The organism is Francisella salimarina (assembly GCF_007923265.1).
Classification (GTDB): domain Bacteria; phylum Pseudomonadota; class Gammaproteobacteria; order Francisellales; family Francisellaceae; genus Francisella; species Francisella salimarina.
This window is the reverse complement of the sequence record NZ_VOJA01000004.1, coordinates 428040-446837: the sequence shown is the minus strand read 5'-3', so window position 1 is coordinate 446837 and position 18798 is coordinate 428040. Positions and strand designations below refer to the sequence as shown.

Sequence of the window (18798 nt, the reverse complement as noted above, 5' to 3'; positions counted from 1 at the left end):
CTATTATTTAGGTTGTGCTATAACATAGATTCCTTTTATACCTTTTGAATCTTGCCACATATATTGAAATCTATCTGGATTAATAGCACTCAATCCATAAACTGTTTTCACATTATTAAAATGTGCTGCTGGATCAATCATAAATAATGTATCTTTATCATCATCAATTGTTTTTCCCAACTTCTGATATCCCGATACCAATGTCCAGTGCCCTCCCCAATCAATCCAATCTACAAGTACAGGTACACCTTTGTCTATACTCTCATAAATCAATTTGATATCACCATCAGTAGCATATTTCACATCAAAACCATGCTTTTCCAACCAGTTAGCTATCTGTTGTGCTGTAGTACCATAATCATCATTTGTACCCATCTCTTTAGCTATTTGTAACTCCATTTGATGATTCATTTGAGAATCCTTAAGAACTCCATAATAATTAAGCAAGCTCATAACAGCAGATGGTCCGCAAGTATAATCGGTAGTTTGTTGATGATCTTTTATGTCTAGTATTTTTATATTCTTATCTGTTGATAAATCAAATGTTTTGACAACATTTTCTATATAAGTCTTATTAGCATATTTTCCAGAACTATAACTTAGACTCATAGTAAAAATTAAAGTTAATAAAATAAAAATTACTCTTTTAGACATATCATTTAACCCACTAATTTAGAAATTTGAGAGATTTTAGCATTAACTTTGAAAAAAGAAATTAAAATCTGCTAGATCACTTGAATATAATAAACTTTATAGATAATATTTCGTTAATTCGCGAAACATAGGTTTATGAAAATGAAATTAGCAAACATTGTAGATTTTCAAAAAGCATTAGGTGATGAAACTAGGATTAGAATTCTAATGGTTATATATCAGCATGAACTATGCCTTTGTCATCTAGCTCATATTTTCAAACTTGCAAACTCAACACTATCTAAACATTTAGATATACTTAGACGTAATGGTTTTATACATAAGCGTAAACAAGGCAGATTCCACTACTTTTATTTTAATTCTGCATTCAAAGAGCAGTTAAACTGGCTACTAGACACTCTTAATGATGACGAAATTATTCAAGCCGATCAAAAACTAGTCAAGAACTTAATACAAGAAAATCTAGAGCATTTACCAGAGATACATGCAAAGGAGAGTATTGTATGAGTAAACAATATCAAAGCTTTAAAGTATATGGATTAGACTGTATTGAAGAGATCAATATTATCAAAAAAACATTAAGTAAAAAAATCGCCGCAGATAGTATGCAATTTGACCTACTCAATGGTAAATTATCTATTGATAATCAAAATGTTTCTGAAAAAGAAATTATAACTCTAATAAAAAAAGTAGGGTTAAAAGCAATTACTTGGGATGAGCATATTACAGAAAGTCAAAACATCAGTTTTTTAACTAAATACTCTCGACTAATTACAACTCTACTTAGTGGAGTATTCATCATTTTTGCATACTTGTATCATAGTATAAATCATGGCTTTGTACATGCATTTATAGGTAATGAAAGCTTCTCTCAAACAGTTCCTCTTATATCTCAAGCCTCTTACTTAATAGCTATTTTATTAGGCAGTCGGTTTGTTTTACCCAAAGCAATCTCTGCTATTAAAAGGCTTGATGCTGATATGAACCTCTTAATGTTAATTGCGATAACTGGCGCAATTATTATTGGTCAATTATTTGAAGCAGCCATAGTAAGCTTTTTGTTTGCTTTTTCACTTTTGCTTGAATCATGGAGTGTCGCAAATGCTCGATCAGCGATAACAAAGCTTATGAAACTAACTCCAGATACAGCTCTAGTTTATTGTTGTCATGATAAACAATTTGAAGAAAAGCCTCTAGCAGAAATAAATACAGGCAAAACTCTTCTAATAAAACCAGGACAAAGAATTGCTCTAGATGGAATTATACTTAAAGGTAATAGCTATATAAATCAAGCACCTATAACAGGTGAATCTATTCCTGTGGAAAAAACCATTGGTGATCAAGTTTTTGCAGGAAGTATAAATGGAAACTCCGCGATTGAGATAAAAACGACAAGTACAGCTGAAAACTCATCGATTGCAAAAATAATCCAAGCTATTGAACATGCTCAATCAAAACGCTCAAAAGCAGAGAAATGGGTTGATAAGTTTGCTAAGATTTACAACCCTACAATGATATTTTTAGCCATTATAATAGCTACTATCCCTCCACTCTTACTAAATGAGTCTTGGCTTAAATGGGGCTATGAAGCTTTAGTAATACTAGTTATCGCTTGCCCTTGTGCATTAGTGATATCTACACCAATTTCAATAGTTTCAAGTTTGGCAAAAGCTGCTAGAAATGGGATCTTGATCAAAGGTGGTGAATTCATAGAAATACCAGCCAAGTTAAAAGCTATTGCCTTTGATAAGACTGGTACATTAACACAAGGCAATCCTTCTATTACAGAAATAATCATCACACAAAACTATTCACAACAACAATTAATTACCATAGCTGCAAGTCTTGAGAGTTCTGTTGATCACCCAATCGCTAAGGCTATTTTAGACTATGCCAAAAATAACAATATAACGTTTATACAGGCGACAAATACTGAGGTTTTAGGTGGTAAAGGAGTAATAGGAAAAGTCAATGAAAGTAGCTTTTGGCTTGGAAACCATGCTTTTGCTCATGAAAAACGGCTATGTAATAATGAAGATCTACATGCACAAGCGATAAAACTTGCAAATAATGGTCAAACATTGATTTTCATTGGTAGTGATGAAAATATTATTGGTATCATTGCTATACAAGATATGATAAAAAATAATGTTAACAATGCTCTCAAACAACTAAAAAAACTTGGGATTAATCAAACCATCATGCTTACAGGTGATAATACTGCAACAGCTCAGTCTATCGCTACACAAGCTGGAATTGATAAATTCTATGCAGAGTTACTACCTCAAGATAAGGTTGCTAAAGTTGAGGAACTAGCTAATGACTATGAGAATATTGCTATGGTTGGAGATGGTATCAATGATGCTCCTGCGCTAGCAAGATCTAATTTAGGAATTGCGATGGGTACTATAGGTAATGATATCGCAATAGAAACTGCAGATATTGCGCTTATGTCTGATGATATTGCAAAGCTACCTTGGCTTATCAAGCATTCAAAGAAAACATTAAAAATAATAAAACAGAATATAACTTTTGCTATTGCTATAAAAGCGATTTTCATATCTCTTGCAATAACTGACTTAGCTACTTTATGGATGGCAATAGCTGCTGATATGGGAGCTACTCTGATTGTAATTATAAATTCACTCAGATTACTAAAATAAGCTAAATATCATATCTCATCCACAGTGGTAGAAAGCGCTTAATATCATTCATAAACTTAAATAAACCAACATTTAGCTCAACATTACCATTAGGATCTGTTACTTTACGCGGAAATGCTATACCCGCACCAAAAAGCCCTGGTGCTATAATTCCCGTTGTAGGATCATAAACTCTAGCATCGATACTCTCTACACAAGGTATTCTTTGATCAAAACCTACTGCATAAATAACTTTATTATATTCATGTAAATGTTTATTTATCTCTTCACTAGTTGATAAATATCTTTTGACTCTACTATCTAAATTTTGGGAGATATTTTTTTTAACCCATTTAGCTGTCTCACCTTTTAAACCTGAGTTATCATATAGAATCCAGTCTCCCATATTGATAGCATACTTCAACGGTTGACGATAGAAGTTAGCAACATCTTCAACACCGAGCTCAATTAAATTTCTAATAATTATCATTGCTGAATGAGATGATCCAAATACAGCCACCCTATCACCTTCAATAAGCTCTTTTTTTAACTTAGATGGCGATAATGCTGTAGCAAGATCAATTTCTTTTGTAGTTTCAGGATTATGAATATTCAAAGTTTTAGGTATAGAGCCTGTAGCTAAAACAACTTTCTCAGCCATATAGTTTTCTCTTGCACCATAGAGATTCCATACACCTTGGGCTACTTTCATTTCTGCAATAGTATCTATACTGTAATCAACTTTTTGGAATAGATTGTCTGTGATATATTGCAAAGGTTCCGCAACATCTTTCAGCTGTGAGAATCCTTGCTTATCGTAATTTTCTAGAGCAAATTTTTGTAACTTTTTTTCAAACTCAAAAGATTTTATATCATTAAGAAATCTCAAAAATAACTCTACCGTTGTATTACTGCTAACTTCTCCCCATTTTTTACCGAAATCACCAACACCGAAATTCGGATCAATCCAAAGTATATTTTTTGCATTTATACCATTATCTAACAACTGCCCAATAGTTGCCATACCAGCAGGACCTGCACCAACCACTGCCCACTTATATTTTATAAAGCTTTCCATAACTAACCTAATTTATTTACCTAAAACATATTATACTCAATCATCAATATACTGTCTTAATAAATCTTATCTATATTGAATATCAGAAAATCTTATAATAAAATCATATAATATAAGCATTACTAAAATATAAATATGCGAATCACATTAAAACAACTACAAGTTTTTGTCAATACTGCAAAATCTGAATCCATTAGTGCTGGTGCTGAAAAATGTTTCATCTCACAAGCTGCTGCAAGTATGTCACTATCTCAACTTGAAAACATGCTTGATACGACATTATTTGATCGTGTTGGCAAAAGAATGAAACTAAATGATAATGGTAAAAACCTACTAGCAAAGGCTATCAAAATTTTAGATGAAATTGAAGAGTTTGAATCATTTAGCTTAAATAGCACTCAATTATCTGGAAAGATAATTATTGGTGCCAGTACCACAATAGCTAACTATGTATTACCAAAATATGTAGCAATGTTTAGAAAGTTACATCCAGATACAGATTTTGAAATTATTTCTGGTAATACAAAAGAAATTATAAATAGCGTTGAGTCACTAAACTGTGATGTAGGCTTTGTCGAAGGCGAATGTAATAGTAAAACATTAGAGACTTACCTTTGGACAAAAGATAGTCTAAAAGTAATTTGTCGTATTGACCACCCATTAACTAAGAAAAAAAATATAAAGATAAAAGATCTTTTAGATTATGAGTGGGCAATGAGAGAACAAGGCTCTGGAACATTTGAAATATTTTTCAATGCTCTTGAAGATAAAGTATCAAGCATAAAAAAAGCTATAACTCTACGCAGCTCAGAAGCAATAAAGCAGTATATTGCATATAGCGACTGCTTAGCTTGTATATCTGAAGTAATTACAACTCAAGCTTTAGATACTGCTAAATATTGCATACTTGAAACTAAAGAGCTCGATTTATCTAGAAACTTCTACAAACTACTTCACGAGAAAAAATACCACACCGCATTAACACAAGCTTTTTGTAAATTTGTAGAAGATGATATCAAATAGCTAAGATAAAACTTGAAAATCTTAGACTTTGGAGTCATCTTTACATAAGTAACACAAATTCAAATAAACGGAGATAATAAAATGTCTATAGGAATAATTCTACTGATAATTATAGCTATAGCTGCTGTATATATAGTTATGACTTACAACAAACTAATAGCAGAGATCGAAACTGTCAAAAATTCTGAAAAACAAATCGATGTACAACTTGATCGCAGAGCCAAAGTATTTGACTCATTAGTAAATGTTGTCAAAAAGTATATGGACTACGAGCAAACAACACTAAAGCAAGTTGTAGCACTAAGAAACCAAGCTAATTTAGCTAAAGCAAATGGCGATATTCAAGAAAGAATAAATGCTGAAAATCAGATCTCTGATCTAGCAAAAGGTATAAATGTTCAATTTGAGAACTATCCAGAATTAAAAGCTAATCAAAACGTAATTCAGTTACAAGAGGAAATTACATCTACTGAAAATAAATTAGCTTTTGCTAAACAAGCTCTTAATGACTCAATAGAAAGATACAATGCTCATAAAAAATCCTTCTTTGCTGGGATGGTAGTTAATATCTTCAAGAAGCTAAATGAAGAATTTGTATACTGGAATATCTCAGAAGAGAAAAAACAACAACTAGAAGACTCTAGAGTGGAACTATAAGATGTCAAATACTGATAATCTACAATATGGATCTGTTAACTGGCGTGAAGTTGTTCGTAAAAATACTTATCGCACATATTTTGTCATAGCAACATTCCTAATTGTTTTTTTTCTGCTAGGAATTTTTGTTGATACCTTTTGGCGATATGGTGAGTTTGCGAATGCTTACTATAGTAAATATGGTATTGAGCTACCTATATCAAAAGTATTTTATGCATTAGCAACATTTCAAATACCTCCTTACGCTACTATGATCATATCTGCTATAGCAGTAATTTGGATATTCATCACTTTTAGTATGTATGACAAAATTATGCTATCTGGCACTGAATATCATGAGGTTTCAGCAGATAACCAAGATCCTTTAGCTCGTCGTGTATATAATGTTGTTGAAGAAATGAAAGTAGCTGCGGGTATGCGATATATGCCAAAGGTTTTTTTAATTGACGCCAATTATATGAATGCTTTTGCATCAGGTTACTCTGAAAAATCCGCAATGGTTGCTATCACAACAAAACTTGCAAATGCTCTTAACCGTGATGAGCTACAAGCTGTTATGGCGCATGAGTTAACTCATATTAGAAATCAAGATATTAAGCTCAACTTATTCACTATGGTTTTATCCAATATGATGCTTATTATTATGGATTTCTTATTTTACTCAGCTCTTTTCTCAGGAAACAATAATAATAGCAACAGCAATAATCGTAACAATAATGCTGCCGTATTTTTTATCATTATTATGATTTTAAGATATGTGTTACAAATTTTTACAATATTTATGATGCTATTCTTGAGTCGTACAAGAGAATATATGGCAGATGCTGGAGCAGTTGAGCTAATGCGTACAAATGTACCAATGGCAAATGCTCTACTAAAGATTGCTGGCGATAGTAAAACAGCAGAAGCTCAATATAGCTATAAGCATAATAAAAATGAAAATCTCCGTCGTGCGTCATATATCTTTGATCCACTAAGTGCAGGTATAGGCAGTGGAGATATGTCTGATATGTTCTCTACTCATCCATCTATCGAAAAAAGACTTGCTTCGATTGGAGTCAAATCCAAGTAAAACAAAAACTATCCTTCAATATTTTTTTAATCTATTTTCACCTAAAAATAAGATATAATAATAAGACATACAAACAAACTACTCCTCTATATGAATATAAAAACTCAACATAATGGTTTTACTATAGTTGAGTTAATTATAACTATAGCAATAATTACTATCTTAGCAACTCTTGGTTATGCAACATACTCTGATTACATAATTAAGACAAAAATAGCTACTGAAGTATCTGTATTAACAGCACGCGCAAAAGAAATATGGGACTTTAAAAAAGATAATAAAAACTTTTACCTTGAAGGTGATTACTCTGAAGTTAATGAGTATGCAGCTCTTACGAAAAATATCGGTACAGCTGGGGGAAGCGGCATAGTAAATGGATATGCTGAGATTATGGTACGTCCAGAAAATGTACCAACAGATATGGTAAGATGGAGGTGTGTAGTTGCAGGCAATACTCTAAATGAATCTAACATACCAGAACATTGTATACTTGGTGATGCTACTTTCTTTAGGATACTTAAAGAAAATAATATGATTTTTAGTGAGGATAGCTTCCAATACGATGAAACAACAGTAGATGATGATGACTGGGGTAAGGTTGATACAGGCAGTGACTTCCTTGGAAAATGGTATATAACTGGTGGCGATGAGCAAATAGAAATTTGGAATAATTTCGATAATATTGATGATATGCGTCCAAATGTTGCTGAGCTTGACGGCGATAGGAATGAGATTGTTGATTTTTCTCATGACTTAGCATCAAAAGGTTTTGATAGTATGCAAATGTCATTTGATTTTTACTCTAGGACCGGTGATGACTCAAGTAACTTTGAAGTTTATTTAGGTGATGAGCTTGTCTATACACATGACAGCTTCTCTAAAGGTTGGCAGACAATTGACATAGATTTACAAAATACTAGCGCTTCAGGTAAGACCTTAACACTAAGAGAGTCCGGGAAAGATGATAGTTACGGTGCACTAATAGATTTAGAATCAATTAGAGTGACTCCTAACAAAATCACCTAAAGTTCTAAAGCTTGGAGCTATAAATTTAGTAACAAATATATTATAATCCCTATTTATATTGTTATTCTTATACAATTCAAACATTAAATCTAAAATTTAATAACTAAGAGAAATAAATGTCAGAGCAAGAACCACGTAAAAAACTTTCTTTAGGTAGTAGAAAAAAGCTATCAGTAAACAGAACTTCTAGTCTAAGCACAAACCTCAAAACTAGACTACAAGCCAAAAAAGAAGATAATATTCAAAACTTTTTTAATAACGCTGATAAAGAGCTTCGTGAATTATATCAACAAAGACAGACATTAGAAGACCAAATTAAACAAATTGAGCAAAGACTTCTTTTCGCAAAAAGTGAACCATTACAAGAATTTCTATTTGAATTGAAAACAAAAGATTTTGCATTATTGGCAAAGATAAATTCTCATATAAATACTCTTTAAGATTTTATTTTATAAGAATTATGCTTATTAAGAACTAGAATATACTTTCAAATATTTCTTTAATACCTTTTTTAGCAAGACCTAGCATTTTAGCAAATTCTTCTTCTGAGAAGTCTTTGCCTTCTGCTGTACCTTGAATCTCAATCATACCACCATTTGAGTTCATAACTACATTCATATCTGTTTCAGCATTAGAGTCTTCATCATAATCTAAATCAAGTACAGGCTCATTATTGTAAATACCTACAGATATTGCAGCAACTTGAGACATTAATGGATTAGTTTGCTCATCAAGCATACCATTTTGCTTCATATAATCTATGGCATCCCTGATAGCTAATGATGCTCCAGTAATAGATGCTGTACGTGTGCCGCCATCTGCTTGGATTACATCACAGTCAACTTTGATAGTATTCTCACCTATTTTTGTTAAGTCAACACTTGCGCGTAATGCTCTACCAATTAGTCTTTGGATTTCTTGTGTTCTACCAGATTGCTTACCTCTAGCAGCTTCTCTATCCATACGAGTATGAGTTGAACGCGGTAACATACCATATTCAGCAGTTAACCACCCCTCACCAGAATCTTTTTTGAATCTTGGTACGCCAGCAACTACAGAAGCTGTGCATAAAACTTTAGTATCACCAAATTCTATTAAAACTGAACCTTCAGCATGTTTTGTAAAATTATGTGTAACTTTTAAACTACGTAATTGATCGTTATTTCTTCCACTTGGACGCATTTTGGAACCCTTTTAATTAAATTCATAAGTATTAAGTGTATAATTATACAAATCGATATTAAAATAAGAAACCTTAAGTTTAAGGTATTTCTGATATATGAATATTATTAACAAACAAAATTTATCAAAAGTAGAAAGATACTGGCTTAATGATGCAAAAAACTTAGTTACAAGCCTATCAAAAGGCTATGGTGAAATTATATTAGATAAGATCTCTCAGTGTTTTACAAATGTTAATCAGTTAGAAGCATCACTATTAGATATTAAGTCTGCATTAGTACGGCAAATAACTCTTTCAAGTATCAATGAAACATTAATTTTTGCTAGGACAATTATTCCCTGTGATACTTATGATTTTTTTTCACAAGAAGTTGATAATCTTGGTACAAAACCAATTGGCGATAATCTACTTTTTGAAAAATCTAAATTTACTCGTGATGAATTTATAATCCGTAAATTATCTAATGATGATTTTTATCAAGAAACAAGTAGGCATATTCAGCAAGAGATCTTTTCTCGTAGTTCGATATTTACATACAAAGATAATCAAGAGCTTAAATTTTTAATTACAGAATATTTTCTAGTTTTACCGGAGTTATGTAATGCAGAGTAATACAAAATTCAAAGCATATATTATGCTAATGAGATTGCATCGCCCTATTCCAATACTGCTAATTCTTTGGCCAACTCTTACCGCACTAGTTTTGGCAAGTCATGGTATTCCAGATATTAAATATTTGATTATCTTCACTATTGGTGTGGTTGTAATGCGTACAGTGGGTTGTATTGTTAATGATATTGCAGACATAGATTTCGACAAACATGTAGAGCGTACCAATACTCGACCTTTAACCAGTGGTAAACTTAGTGTCAAGAATGCATTATACTTGTGTCTAGCTCTTACGATAGTTGCTTTTATCTGTGTATTGTTCTTAAACTTATACACAATTTTACTATCATTTATAGCTCTATTTTTAGCTGTTTTATATCCATTTTGTAAAAGGTTCTTTGCAATTCCTCAGTTGGTACTTGGCTTAGCGTTTAATTTTGGTATTTTTATGGCTTTCTCGGCTACACAAAACAAAATACCTCTAGAAGCTTGGATATTTTATCTATCAACAATATGTTGGACTATAGCTTACGATACTATCTATGCATTAGCTGATCGAGATTTTGATTTAGAAATTGGTATTAAGTCATCAGCTGTTTTATTTGGAGATAAAGTATTTAAGTACATCTTTTTATTCAATTTCATATCATTAGTACTTCTGATAGCTCTAGGTATATATCTAAGCTTTAATATTATTTTTTATATAGGTGTTGTTATTAGTGCTTTTTTATTTATCAGAAATTATTTCTTATACAAAAAACTAGGTATAGCTAACTGTATAAAAGCTTTTTCTGATAATCATTGGATTGGCTTGATAATATTTATCATAGTGGTTATACAATATCTTTAGTAAAGGATTTTTTTGTGATTAAAGTTTTCTATGATGGTAAATGCGGATTATGCTCAAAAGAGATAAATCACTATAAAAATATAGCCCCAGAAAATATTTTTGAATGGATCGATATTACCGAAATATCTGAAGAAAGTCTTAACAAAGAAAATTTAGATACTCTATCTTGTCTGAAGCTATTTCATGTCAAAGATAACGGAGATAGATTTCATACTGGAGTTGATGCCTTTATCATAATATGGAGCCAATTAAACAAATGGAGAAAGTTAGTAACTATTATTAAACTACCACTAATATATAGTTTTGCTAAAATTATATATAGTCTGTTTGCGAAATGGCGTTTTAATCGTTTAACCCATTGTAAAATAAGGTAACCTAAACTGGAGAGTAGATGAACTTAATAATTGGTGCGATCTTAGGTTTTATATCAGTAGCTTTTGGTGCTTACGCAGAACATGGTTTAAAATTACAAATCTCAGCTGAACATTTTGATTTCGTAATGACTGCAGTTCGTTATAATCAAATCTATGCTATAGTAATTAGCGGTATTGGAATAGCTCTTTTAAGTAGTAAGAGCTTATCACGATGTTTAGCTCTTAAACTAAGCAACTTATTTTTTATAGTTGGCACAATATTATTTAGTTTTAGTATTTATATTTCTGTGGTTTATAATATACCTATTATTTTGAAGCTAGCACCATTAGGTGGCACCACACTGATGATAGGTTGGCTAATACTAATTTTAGCTGCCATTTTTTTGAAGAAAGATCTAAAGAGAAACTTATGAAGAGATATATAATTACACTAGCATTATGTATATTTGTGTTATCGGATACTGGCTTTGCAGATACCAAAGATAATCAAGGATATATAGTCAAACTTTACTTTGGCAGAACTATGAAAGATGATAAAGATAATATCTCTTACGTTTCAGATAAGATGTTCAAAAATTTTGAGAACAAATACATAACACCCGCTTTCCCTGATGGTTATACTGAAAATGATGCTAGAGGCTATTGGCGTAGCCCAACAGGAACCACTTATAGTGAAAAAACCAAAGTTGTCACGATACTTGCAGATGATAAATCAAAACAACTTGAGCAAAAAGTAAACAATCTAGTTAATGTCTACGAGAAAGCATATCATCAAGAAAGTGTCTTAGTAACGTACACAAAGACAGATTATTCTTTTATCTAAATGGCGGAGAGGAAGAGATTCGAACTCTCGATAGTCGTTAAACTATACACGCTTTCCAGGCGTGCTCCTTCAACCACTCGGACACCTCTCCAAAGAAATATTAAGTATACAGCAAAAGCTTATATTTTCAACTTTTAGATAATCATTACACCGCCAGAAACAAACATCAAAACTATGAATAAATTCTTTAGAAGCTTTGGAGAAATTATCCCTAAATAATTAACTGCCAAAAGACTACCTGCCAATGCAAATATACCCGATGATACTAACAATGGAATATTTAGATAACCAAGTGTTGATGGTACATTAACACTAATTCCATAAGTAAGCACAAATGCTGCAATTGATGAGTTTATAAGCACACAGACACTAGTTATAGCTATAGCTTTTTTGATATCAGTACCAATCTTTATAAAAAACATTGTTGCAAATGTTGTTGAGCTTGCCAAAACACTCAAAATACCACAAAATCCAAAAATACTATATCTAGCGCTTCTAGGTAATTTAACAACCTTATTATCATTGTGCAATATCATCCAGATACCACTTCCAAATAACAATATTGCAAAGACTATTTTCAAAAGATCTGTATTTATATGTTTTGCAACTATTGAGCCTACTAGCGCCCCTATAGATAAATATACTAAATAATACTTTAACTCTCCCAAGTGTATATTACCTTTACGATAGTGTTTGTATGTTGCTATAGAACTTAAAAATATAGACATCCCACAACAAGTTGCTATAGCTATTTGCATAGCAAAGTCAGCTCCATAAGTATGTACAATTATAAAATAAAAAGCTGGAACAGCTATCAAACCTGCTCCTCCACCAAGTAGCGTAGAAATAAAACTAGCTACAAAACCAACAATTGCTCCTAATATGATTAACATTATTTTTTTCCTATGATTATTTAAGATAGTTATAGACAGTAGCTCGACTAATATTTAGTGCGTTTGCAATGTATTTACTTGCATTCTTACCATCTAGTGCGCCTTGTTGTTTAAGTTCTAAAATCAAGTTTTTCTTTTGATCCCTTGTTAAATTATCGATTGGTAGATTATTATCTATACAATATCTCTGCACAAAATTGTTAATTTTTTCATAAAGAGTATCTCTGAAAAGGCTCTGTTGCTGCTGCGACATTTGCATATTGTTATTATTTAGAAATACGTTTATTAAATTTTGATATCTATCAAACACAGAAATATCTAAATTTATGCATAATGTCCCTATAACATCATTTGTTAAGCTTTTAATTATAGTGATAATGCATTTCATTTTCCGCCCGTCATAATTTATTTTATCGTACGGTCCTATTACAAAATCATCGTAAGCATCTAAATCTATATGATCTAGATATGATATATCTCCAATTTCTCTTTTAGAGATAGGATTAAAAATCGCAACTATCTTGTTCTTAGATAAATCATGAATTACAACTTCTGCAAAAGGATGCAAAAGCCTACTTATAGCTTCTGCGACATTTATAAATTTTTCTAACTCAGGATTCATTTTGATATCTAAAACCATTTTTTAGATATATTAGTCTATTTTAGACTTTTTTGTCAACAAAATATTTTAAGAAGATTTAAACTTAGTACTGCGACATATATTTATAAAGTTAACAATTATAGGTCCAATAATATTCTGCCAAATTGCATAAAAAGTTGCAGCAATAGCTGCTTGATTACCAAAGAAGGTCAAAGCTATCACAATCCCTAAGCCAACATCTAATATACTAAACTCAAATAGCAAAGCTAATCTACTATCAAAATCTAGGCCCAAAACTTTACCTATTAAATATCCAAACACATTAGCAAATATACTAAGGATTATAACGCTTAAAATAATATCTAAAGGTACAAGTATAATAGCGTCTTTATTTAAAGCTGTTACAACCATTACTATTAGCATAATCAAGAGTATTGGAATACTAGAGATTTTCTTTAAAGTTGAATCATTTAGTTTAGTAAATTTACTAATTAAAATTCCTAAAACTATCGGTAAGATAACTATTATTGCCATTGTTTCAAACATACCAAACCAGTCTAACTCAATACTCTTCGCAAAGAAAAAATAGATGATTAGTGGCATAACTATTGGTGCTAACAATGTTGTTAAGAAAGTTAAACTAACAGTAAGTGAAATATTTGCTCTAGCCAATAAAGCCATAACTCCTGAAGCCGTGCCTCCTGGACAAGCGCCAACAATAACTAGACCTATCAATGCGGTTAAACTCAACCCAAAGAGCTTACCAATTATAAAAGCAGCTATTGATGTAACAGTTAATTTCAAAAACAATATAACTAGTAACTTTCCCTTGAGGTTAGCGACTTTTACAAAATCTTTTGGTTGTAGATGAAGTCCAATTACCAACATAATAGTAGCTAACAAATAAGTAATATATGGCTTTAATGGTATAAATATGGAAGGTACTAATATAGCTAGCAGAACTCCTAGTATCACTATAATTGCAAAATATTTCTGGATAAAATTCATTTTCATGGTTATTAACTATATTATTTAAAATTATTTTACATACTAAATTAAATATAAGAATAGATTTTCATCTTTTATAGCAATTAAAATAAGAAATAGGCTTGGAGAACATTAATTGAATATTTTTAGATAAGATTTATTTTTTATTTTTTGCTCTCCGACATCTTTCAGAGCAGTACTTTACTTCATCCCATACTTTTGCCCATTTCTTACGCCAAGTAAATGGTAAACCACATACTACACAAACCTTCGTAGGCAAATGCTGTTTTTTCATATACCTAATTCCTCAAGAAAATTTTTACTATCTTGTCTAATTAGTTCTTTCTTCTCATTAGTCATCTTTTCATAAGATTTATAAATCATTGCCAAGCGTGGGTTATTAGCGAGCTTTGATTTATTTCTAGCTAAGAAATCCCAATATAAGTAATTAAATGGACAAGCACCACCTCCATTTTTCTCACTGACTTTATAACTACAATTATCACAATAGTTTGACATTTTTTTGATATAGCTCCCACTAGCAGCATAGGGTTTACTTGCCAAATACCCACCATCTGCAAAAAGTACCATTCCTGATACATTTGGTAACTCAACCCACTCATAGGCATCCGCATATACTAACAAATACCATTCATTGACATACTTAGGATCAATTCCAGCTAACAATGCAAAATTTCCCAAAACCATTAGTCTTTGAATATGGTGCGCATAAGCATTCTCTTTAGTTTCTTTGACACACTGATGAAGACAATTCATCTTAGTCTCAGTGTCCCAATAGAAGCTTGGTAATTTACGCGTAGCTTCAAGATAGTTCATATCGCGATAGTCTGGCATTTTTAACCAATAAACACCGCGTACGAACTCTCGCCAACCAAGAACCTGACGAATAAAACCTTCTGCAGCATTTAAAGGAGCATTGTCATTATAATATGCTTTTTCAGCAGACTTGATACACTCCATAGGTAATAGCAGGCCACTATTAATATACATAGAAATATGTGAATGATACATCCATGCCTGCCTCTCAAGCATTGCATCTTGATAATCTCCAAAATCACTAAGTCTTTCTTTAACAAATAAATCTAGTGCTTCGAGCGCCTGCTCTCTAGTAACAGCATAATTAAATGGCTCAATATCTCCAAAATTATCAGCAAATGTTCTCTCGACTAACTTAATTACTCGCTTAGTTATATCATCTGCTGTACTTTTATATGGTTTTGGGATTTGCATATCAGAAGTTGGTGTTTTACGGTTTTGACTATCATAATTCCACTGTCCACCTTCTGGCTTGCCATCATTATCAAGCAAAATATTATGTTTGGTACGCATATAACGATAAAAATATTCCATGCGTAGTTGCTTATAATTTTTTGACCACTTTGCAAACTCATCAATTGTAGCTAAGAATCTATCATCTGTGCGTATTTCAACATCTATAGAGAAATCTTTCTGCCAACTTTGAATATCTTTTAATACGCGATATTCACCTGGTTCAGTTACAATTAGCTTTTGTATACCAAGCTTTTTAACAACCTTCTCAACTTCACTATAAAATGAACCTGTATTCTTTGGATCATCCAGTTTTGTATAGCAAACCTTATAACCTAGTTTATGCAACTGCAGTGCAAAGTGGCGCATCGCTGAGAAAATGTACACTAGCTTCTTTTTATGATGCTTAACATAGCTAGCCTCTTGCATTACCTCACACATCATCACAACATCATTTGCTTTGTCACAATCTTTCAAGCTAGAAATACTCTGCGAAAGTTGATCTCCTAGAATTAATCGTAAGGTTCTCATTAGAAAAGCTCTCCTTGAATATTCTCTACCTTTTGTTGTTTAGATTTGATTTTTCTGGGCTTTTTCCTACTAGCATGTTTTTTGATAATATTTTTAGTTTCTTGACTACTCTTTGAGTCTTTTCTAATTTTATAAATATTGTCTGCGGCAAATTTCCGCGCTTGCTTTTCATCAACAATAGGATTTGGATAATCTACAGAATTATGCTTTTCTAGCCATGGTGTATGGATATTCTCATCACTTACATTTTCTAGCTCAGGTATCCATCTTTTGATAAATTCGCCATTAGGATCTTGGTCAATGCTTTGCTTAATAGGGTTATAAATACGGATACTATTTATACCTGTAGTTCCCGATTGCATTTGCACTTGTGAATAATGAATACCTGGTTCATAATCAGTAAATAATCTTGCTAAATATAGCGATGTAACACGCCAATCTAACCACAAATGATAGCTTGCAAAACTCATGAGCATTGCACGCATACGAAAGTTTAACCACCCTGTTGCAATCAATGCTCGCATACATGCATCTATCATCGGGAAACCAGTATTACCAGTTTTCCATGCCTCAAAATATTGCTGATTTAGCGGCTCTTTGCGTAGTTGATCATAGGCTGAATGCAAATTCTCATATTCAATATTTGATTGATCCTCTAACTTCTGCATAAAATGACAATGCCAGCGCAGGCGCGATAAAAATGAACGCATTGCGCTTAACCATTTTGTTTTATTTTTTATACTACTAACTTTGATTTCATTTTTACGCTGATTAGCTAACTGATATACCTCTTTTATCGAGATAACTCCAAAAGCTATATATGGCGACAATCTCGAACAACTTTTAAAGGCAGTAACTGGTGAAGACATCTCTTTAGTATAACCACAACCTCTTTGATACAAGAAACTATCAAGGATTCTAAGTGCGCGAACTCGACCACCTTTTTGCCGTTTATAGCAATTATCATACTCTAGACCAAGACTCTCAGCCGTAGGTATTTTAGTTTGATTTTCACAAATAAATTTAAGCTTAGCAGGTGCTTTTACAAGATTTTCACTCATGCGTTTATGCCATAGCAAAGCCCATTTATCTCTATCAGCTAAACAACGAACTACACCATTTTGATATGGTTGATGCCATAAAATATTATTCTGTTTAAAAAACTTCTCAAGCTTAATATCACGCTGATATGTCCAGGCATTCCAAGTTTCTTGATGCGACCAAACACTCTTGATAGGATGTTTTTGTATTAGCTGCTCAAAAACCTCGACAGCATTACCAACCATTATAATTAAAGGTTGTCCTAATCTCGTAAGCTCAGTATTTAAGTCTTCTAAACATTCTAATAGAAACAAATATTGCCTATGACTCATATCAGGCTGTTGCCAAAGTTCAGGCTCAATTATGTATATCGGTAAAATATCTCCTTTTTCAGATGCTAAAGATAAGGCTAAGTTATCATTTATACGTAAATCACGCTTAAACCAAACTACTTGCATTTGTATGATTTAACCTTTTTTGATGTTTTGCAACTCTTCCGGTCACCCTTTTTCGCCAGAGCCTAAAACTACTCGGCTTAAGATTATTACGCATAATCTTTATAACTTGTGGCTCTGATAGTCCTGTTATATTTTTGATTGCATCAAATGATGTTTTATCACACCATGCCATTTCTATAATTTCACTAATCGTTATATTCTTATCATCCATAAAACACCTCTAAAAATTTTAACTATGGAATAATCTCTTTACCATCCCATGCAAAACATTTACCACTATCTTCTAATTTCAAATCATCTAAAACTTCAACTAACTTACTAGCTGAATACTCCGGTGTAAAAAGCTTACCTTGGGGTACTCTTGCCTGAAAAGGTTCTGAAAGATGACTATCAACAGTCCCTGGATGAAGCCCAACTATTACAGCATTTGGATTTAAGCGCTTAGTCTCAATACTTGCTGTTTTGATAAACATATTTAAAGCTGCCTTTGAAGCTCTATAAGCATACCAGCCACCAAGCTGATTATCAGAGATACTACCAACTCTCGCAGAAATAGCAGCAAATACAGACTTAGTATCTTTAGCTAACTTGGGTATGAAATGCTTTGCAACAAGAGCTGGGAAAATTGTATTTGCTTTGAAAAGCTCAATGAATTTATCTGCCGATAGTTCTTTTAAAGCTTTCTCTGGTTTTATCTCGGAAGTATGTAATATACCAGTAGCAACAAAAACTAGATTAATAGCTCCTGATTTTTCATAAACATCTTTCGCGGCTTTTTCAATTGTTGATTCATCCGAGTAGTCAATATGCCCATAAACTACACCTTCTAAACGATCAGCTACTATAGAACGTGAAAAAACATATATATTCGCATCTGGGTACAAATATCTCAATCTCTTGGTTACAGCACAACCTATAGAACCAGAAACTCCGATAACAACTAGATTACCACTCATAGCACTCTCCCAAAATTATGCTCTAGTACTACAAGTATACAAATAAGATT

At 32.2% G+C, this 18798-nt stretch carries 23 protein-coding genes and 1 tRNA gene; 12 read left to right on the top strand and 12 right to left on the bottom strand.

The window, feature by feature from the left end; all coding sequences use genetic code 11:
- Positions 1 to 3: 3 nt before the first annotated feature.
- Positions 4 to 654 carry a C39 family peptidase gene (locus FQ699_RS07780; RefSeq protein WP_146421826.1) on the bottom strand — a complete coding sequence of 217 codons (651 nt, stop codon included), beginning with the start codon at positions 652 to 654 and terminating at the stop codon, positions 4 to 6.
- Positions 655 to 795: 141 nt separating this feature from the next.
- Between FQ699_RS07780 and FQ699_RS07775 the strand changes: the two genes are divergently transcribed.
- Positions 796 to 1161, top strand: coding sequence for an ArsR/SmtB family transcription factor (locus tag FQ699_RS07775; protein WP_035735070.1), 366 nt, complete (start codon positions 796 to 798; stop codon positions 1159 to 1161).
- Positions 1158 to 3317 carry a heavy metal translocating P-type ATPase gene (locus FQ699_RS07770; RefSeq protein ID WP_146421825.1) on the top strand — a complete coding sequence of 720 codons (2160 nt, stop codon included), beginning with the start codon at positions 1158 to 1160 and terminating at the stop codon, positions 3315 to 3317. Before FQ699_RS07775 ends, FQ699_RS07770 begins: the two co-directional genes overlap by 4 nt.
- 1 nt (position 3318) lies before the next feature.
- Here the strand turns inward: FQ699_RS07770 and FQ699_RS07765 are convergent, their stop codons facing one another.
- Entirely contained in the window at positions 3319 to 4374 is a 1056-nt protein-coding gene (locus FQ699_RS07765; protein WP_146421824.1) for an FAD-dependent oxidoreductase, read from the bottom strand.
- A gap of 135 nt (positions 4375 to 4509) precedes the next feature.
- Here FQ699_RS07765 and FQ699_RS07760 point away from each other — a divergent pair, with 135 nt between their 5' ends.
- The 5 genes from FQ699_RS07760 to FQ699_RS07740 all read left to right on the top strand — a co-directional run bounded on the left by FQ699_RS07760 (position 4510) and on the right by FQ699_RS07740 (position 8592).
- Entirely contained in the window at positions 4510 to 5397 is an 888-nt protein-coding gene (locus FQ699_RS07760; RefSeq protein ID WP_146421823.1) for a LysR substrate-binding domain-containing protein, read from the top strand.
- Between the two features lie 81 nt (positions 5398 to 5478).
- Positions 5479 to 6054, top strand: a complete 576-nt coding sequence (locus FQ699_RS07755) for a LemA family protein (protein ID WP_012279935.1) — start codon at positions 5479 to 5481, stop codon at positions 6052 to 6054.
- A 1-nt stretch (position 6055) separates the two neighbouring features.
- Positions 6056 to 7126, top strand: coding sequence for a zinc metalloprotease HtpX (htpX, locus tag FQ699_RS07750; protein WP_146421822.1), 1071 nt, complete (start codon positions 6056 to 6058; stop codon positions 7124 to 7126).
- 90 nt (positions 7127 to 7216) lie between these two features.
- Positions 7217 to 8152 carry a prepilin-type N-terminal cleavage/methylation domain-containing protein gene (locus FQ699_RS07745; protein WP_146421821.1) on the top strand — a complete coding sequence of 312 codons (936 nt, stop codon included), beginning with the start codon at positions 7217 to 7219 and terminating at the stop codon, positions 8150 to 8152.
- 116 nt (positions 8153 to 8268) lie between these two features.
- On the top strand, positions 8269 to 8592 hold the full coding sequence (locus FQ699_RS07740) for a hypothetical protein (protein ID WP_013922178.1): 324 nt from the start codon (positions 8269 to 8271) through the stop codon (positions 8590 to 8592).
- A 34-nt stretch (positions 8593 to 8626) separates the two neighbouring features.
- Here FQ699_RS07740 and rph read toward each other — a convergent pair whose 3' ends face one another.
- The gene (gene rph, locus FQ699_RS07735) at positions 8627 to 9334 is read right to left on the bottom strand and encodes a ribonuclease PH (RefSeq protein ID WP_146421820.1); all 708 of its coding nucleotides are present in this window, start codon (positions 9332 to 9334) and stop codon (positions 8627 to 8629) included.
- Positions 9335 to 9431: 97 nt separating this feature from the next.
- On the opposite strand from rph, the gene FQ699_RS07730 reads away from it, so the two are divergent.
- From FQ699_RS07730 to FQ699_RS07710, 5 genes are read left to right on the top strand one after another with little or no spacing between them, the layout of a single operon-like run.
- A complete protein-coding gene (locus tag FQ699_RS07730; RefSeq protein ID WP_146421819.1) occupies positions 9432 to 9947 on the top strand; it encodes a chorismate--pyruvate lyase family protein in 516 nt (171 codons plus the stop codon).
- Positions 9937 to 10794: a 4-hydroxybenzoate octaprenyltransferase gene (gene ubiA, locus FQ699_RS07725; RefSeq protein ID WP_146421818.1), complete on the top strand. Its 858-nt coding sequence runs from the start codon at positions 9937 to 9939 to the stop codon at positions 10792 to 10794. Before FQ699_RS07730 ends, ubiA begins: the two co-directional genes overlap by 11 nt.
- A 14-nt stretch (positions 10795 to 10808) precedes the next feature.
- The gene (locus FQ699_RS07720; RefSeq protein WP_146421817.1) at positions 10809 to 11168 is read left to right on the top strand and encodes a thiol-disulfide oxidoreductase DCC family protein; all 360 of its coding nucleotides are present in this window, start codon (positions 10809 to 10811) and stop codon (positions 11166 to 11168) included.
- A gap of 17 nt (positions 11169 to 11185) precedes the next feature.
- The gene (locus tag FQ699_RS07715) at positions 11186 to 11581 is read left to right on the top strand and encodes a DUF423 domain-containing protein (protein WP_146421816.1); all 396 of its coding nucleotides are present in this window, start codon (positions 11186 to 11188) and stop codon (positions 11579 to 11581) included.
- The gene (locus tag FQ699_RS07710; RefSeq protein ID WP_146421815.1) at positions 11578 to 11991 is read left to right on the top strand and encodes a DUF3574 domain-containing protein; all 414 of its coding nucleotides are present in this window, start codon (positions 11578 to 11580) and stop codon (positions 11989 to 11991) included. The genes FQ699_RS07715 and FQ699_RS07710 overlap by 4 nt, the downstream gene beginning before the upstream one ends.
- A gap of 1 nt (position 11992) precedes the next feature.
- Here FQ699_RS07710 and FQ699_RS07705 read toward each other — a convergent pair.
- From FQ699_RS07705 to FQ699_RS07665, 9 genes are all read right to left on the bottom strand, one after another.
- Positions 11993 to 12082, bottom strand: a tRNA-Ser gene (locus tag FQ699_RS07705).
- Positions 12083 to 12125: 43 nt separating this feature from the next.
- Positions 12126 to 12884, bottom strand: coding sequence for a sulfite exporter TauE/SafE family protein (locus FQ699_RS07700; RefSeq protein WP_146421814.1), 759 nt, complete (start codon positions 12882 to 12884; stop codon positions 12126 to 12128).
- Positions 12885 to 12900: 16 nt separating this feature from the next.
- The gene (locus FQ699_RS07695; RefSeq protein WP_146421813.1) at positions 12901 to 13524 is read right to left on the bottom strand and encodes a helix-turn-helix transcriptional regulator; all 624 of its coding nucleotides are present in this window, start codon (positions 13522 to 13524) and stop codon (positions 12901 to 12903) included.
- 48 nt (positions 13525 to 13572) lie between these two features.
- Positions 13573 to 14493 (bottom strand): bile acid:sodium symporter family protein, encoded by a 921-nt coding sequence (locus tag FQ699_RS07690; RefSeq protein WP_146421902.1) that lies wholly within the window; start codon positions 14491 to 14493, stop codon positions 13573 to 13575.
- A 136-nt stretch (positions 14494 to 14629) separates the two neighbouring features.
- Positions 14630 to 14767: a DUF2256 domain-containing protein gene (locus FQ699_RS07685; protein ID WP_004286486.1), complete on the bottom strand. Its 138-nt coding sequence runs from the start codon at positions 14765 to 14767 to the stop codon at positions 14630 to 14632.
- Positions 14764 to 16293 (bottom strand): cryptochrome/photolyase family protein, encoded by a 1530-nt coding sequence (locus FQ699_RS07680; protein WP_146421812.1) that lies wholly within the window; start codon positions 16291 to 16293, stop codon positions 14764 to 14766. The genes FQ699_RS07685 and FQ699_RS07680 overlap by 4 nt, the downstream gene beginning before the upstream one ends.
- Entirely contained in the window at positions 16293 to 17792 is a 1500-nt protein-coding gene (locus FQ699_RS07675) for an FAD-binding domain-containing protein (RefSeq protein WP_146421811.1), read from the bottom strand. The genes FQ699_RS07680 and FQ699_RS07675 overlap by 1 nt, the downstream gene beginning before the upstream one ends.
- A complete protein-coding gene (locus tag FQ699_RS07670; RefSeq protein ID WP_146421810.1) occupies positions 17773 to 18003 on the bottom strand; it encodes a TIGR03643 family protein in 231 nt (76 codons plus the stop codon). The genes FQ699_RS07675 and FQ699_RS07670 overlap by 20 nt, the downstream gene beginning before the upstream one ends.
- Before the next feature lie 22 nt (positions 18004 to 18025).
- Positions 18026 to 18748 (bottom strand): SDR family NAD(P)-dependent oxidoreductase, encoded by a 723-nt coding sequence (locus FQ699_RS07665; protein ID WP_146421809.1) that lies wholly within the window; start codon positions 18746 to 18748, stop codon positions 18026 to 18028.
- Between the last annotated feature and the right edge of the window lie 50 nt (positions 18749 to 18798).

Coding starts and splice junctions, on each gene's coding strand:
- FQ699_RS07670 (WP_146421810.1), bottom strand. CDS start 18,003: ATGGATGATAAGAATATAACGATTAGTGAAATTATAGAAATGGCATGG.
- htpX (WP_146421822.1), top strand. CDS start 6,056: ATGTCAAATACTGATAATCTACAATATGGATCTGTTAACTGGCGTGAA.
- ubiA (WP_146421818.1), top strand. CDS start 9,937: ATGCAGAGTAATACAAAATTCAAAGCATATATTATGCTAATGAGATTG.
- FQ699_RS07730 (WP_146421819.1), top strand. CDS start 9,432: ATGAATATTATTAACAAACAAAATTTATCAAAAGTAGAAAGATACTGG.
- FQ699_RS07695 (WP_146421813.1), bottom strand. CDS start 13,524: ATGGTTTTAGATATCAAAATGAATCCTGAGTTAGAAAAATTTATAAAT.
- FQ699_RS07710 (WP_146421815.1), top strand. CDS start 11,578: ATGAAGAGATATATAATTACACTAGCATTATGTATATTTGTGTTATCG.
- rph (WP_146421820.1), bottom strand. CDS start 9,334: ATGCGTCCAAGTGGAAGAAATAACGATCAATTACGTAGTTTAAAAGTT.
- FQ699_RS07740 (WP_013922178.1), top strand. CDS start 8,269: ATGTCAGAGCAAGAACCACGTAAAAAACTTTCTTTAGGTAGTAGAAAA.
- FQ699_RS07780 (WP_146421826.1), bottom strand. CDS start 654: ATGTCTAAAAGAGTAATTTTTATTTTATTAACTTTAATTTTTACTATG.
- FQ699_RS07770 (WP_146421825.1), top strand. CDS start 1,158: ATGAGTAAACAATATCAAAGCTTTAAAGTATATGGATTAGACTGTATT.
- FQ699_RS07765 (WP_146421824.1), bottom strand. CDS start 4,374: ATGGAAAGCTTTATAAAATATAAGTGGGCAGTGGTTGGTGCAGGTCCT.
- FQ699_RS07665 (WP_146421809.1), bottom strand. CDS start 18,748: ATGAGTGGTAATCTAGTTGTTATCGGAGTTTCTGGTTCTATAGGTTGT.
- FQ699_RS07745 (WP_146421821.1), top strand. CDS start 7,217: ATGAATATAAAAACTCAACATAATGGTTTTACTATAGTTGAGTTAATT.
- FQ699_RS07760 (WP_146421823.1), top strand. CDS start 4,510: ATGCGAATCACATTAAAACAACTACAAGTTTTTGTCAATACTGCAAAA.
- FQ699_RS07700 (WP_146421814.1), bottom strand. CDS start 12,884: ATGTTAATCATATTAGGAGCAATTGTTGGTTTTGTAGCTAGTTTTATT.
- FQ699_RS07755 (WP_012279935.1), top strand. CDS start 5,479: ATGTCTATAGGAATAATTCTACTGATAATTATAGCTATAGCTGCTGTA.
- FQ699_RS07775 (WP_035735070.1), top strand. CDS start 796: ATGAAATTAGCAAACATTGTAGATTTTCAAAAAGCATTAGGTGATGAA.
- FQ699_RS07680 (WP_146421812.1), bottom strand. CDS start 16,293: ATGAGAACCTTACGATTAATTCTAGGAGATCAACTTTCGCAGAGTATT.
- FQ699_RS07690 (WP_146421902.1), bottom strand. CDS start 14,493: ATGAATTTTATCCAGAAATATTTTGCAATTATAGTGATACTAGGAGTT.
- FQ699_RS07675 (WP_146421811.1), bottom strand. CDS start 17,792: ATGCAAGTAGTTTGGTTTAAGCGTGATTTACGTATAAATGATAACTTA.
- FQ699_RS07685 (WP_004286486.1), bottom strand. CDS start 14,767: ATGAAAAAACAGCATTTGCCTACGAAGGTTTGTGTAGTATGTGGTTTA.
- FQ699_RS07715 (WP_146421816.1), top strand. CDS start 11,186: ATGAACTTAATAATTGGTGCGATCTTAGGTTTTATATCAGTAGCTTTT.